This is a genomic window from Paraburkholderia sp. BR14320, from assembly GCF_040948665.1.
Lineage (GTDB): Bacteria > Pseudomonadota > Gammaproteobacteria > Burkholderiales > Burkholderiaceae > Paraburkholderia > Paraburkholderia youngii.
In genome coordinates this window covers 1-1163 of sequence record NZ_JBFPKG010000195.1, presented here as the reverse complement: position 1 = coordinate 1163, position 1163 = coordinate 1, and the positions used below count along the sequence as shown (strand labels likewise).

Here is a 1163-nt window from a genome sequence, read left to right as displayed (position 1 = left end):
AGGAGCTGAACCGCACGGAGGCGGCGTATCCGTCGGAGCGGTGCATCCATGAGCTGTTCGAGGCGCAGGTGCGGCGGGCACCGGAGGCGGTGGCGCTGGTGCATGAGAACGAGAGACTGAGCTATGGGGAGCTCAACGCGCGGGCCAACCGGCTGGCCCATCATCTGATCGCACTTGGAGTCAGGCCGGGAGATCGCATTGCGACAGTGCTTGACCGCTCCGTCGCTCTTGTGGTGGCGCAGCTGGCGATCCTGAAGACGGGCGGGGTATATGTGCCGATCGATCGCGGCCTTCCCTCTGCACGACAGGAATGGCTGTTCGCTGATTGTGCTGCCCGCCTGGTGCTTGGCCAGATTGACGGCGACAATCTGGTTGAGGCGACGATACCGGTTCTGGCTATTGAGCCGCTCATAGTTGGAACGGGATGTAGTTCCGATCCTGGCCTGGCATTGACCGCTGAGGCTGCCGCATACGTAATGTACACCTCCGGCTCAACCGGCCTTCCCAAAGGAGTTCTTGTCCCTCATCGTGCCGTCAACCGGCTAGTGATCAACAATGCATATGCGAAGATCGAGGCGGGGGATCGTGTGGCATGGGCCGGCAATCCCGCCTTCGACGCAAGCACATTCGAAGTGTGGGCACCACTACTTAACGGTGGTTGCATTGTTGCAATGCAAGCTGTCGCAGACCCTTCCAGCTTTGCCCGGGCGCTTAAACAGCACCGGGTGACGTCACTTTTTCTAACAACAGCATTATTCAATCAATTTACATCATCGATTGCTCCCACGTTAGCCCAACTTAAGTACCTCCTCTGTGGAGGGGAGCCCAATGATCTCCGCTCATTTCTGAGATTGCTGAAAGAAGAAGGCCCCGTACGTCTCGTTCACTGCTACGGCCCGACCGAGACGACGACCTTCGCGACAGTCTGGAATTGCCCGGCTGATTTTAATGGGTCAGTGGTCCCGATCGGCCGTCCGATTGCGAACACGCGGGTGTACCTGCTGGACGGTCATGGCGCGCCGGTGCCGTTTGGTGCGGTGGGCGAGCTTTACATTGGCGGGGCGGGGGTGGCGCGCGGCTATCTGAACCGCCCCGAGCTGACAGCCGAGCGGTTCATCGCCAGTCCTTTTGTGGAGGGCGATCGGCTGTATCGCACGGGGGAC

1 protein-coding gene is annotated in these 1163 nt (G+C 60.0%); it reads left to right on the top strand.

All coding sequences use genetic code 11. The annotated features are described in order from the left end of the window. On the top strand, positions 1-1163 hold a 1163-nt coding region (locus AB3X89_RS39800), incomplete at both ends, for an amino acid adenylation domain-containing protein (RefSeq protein ID WP_368588004.1).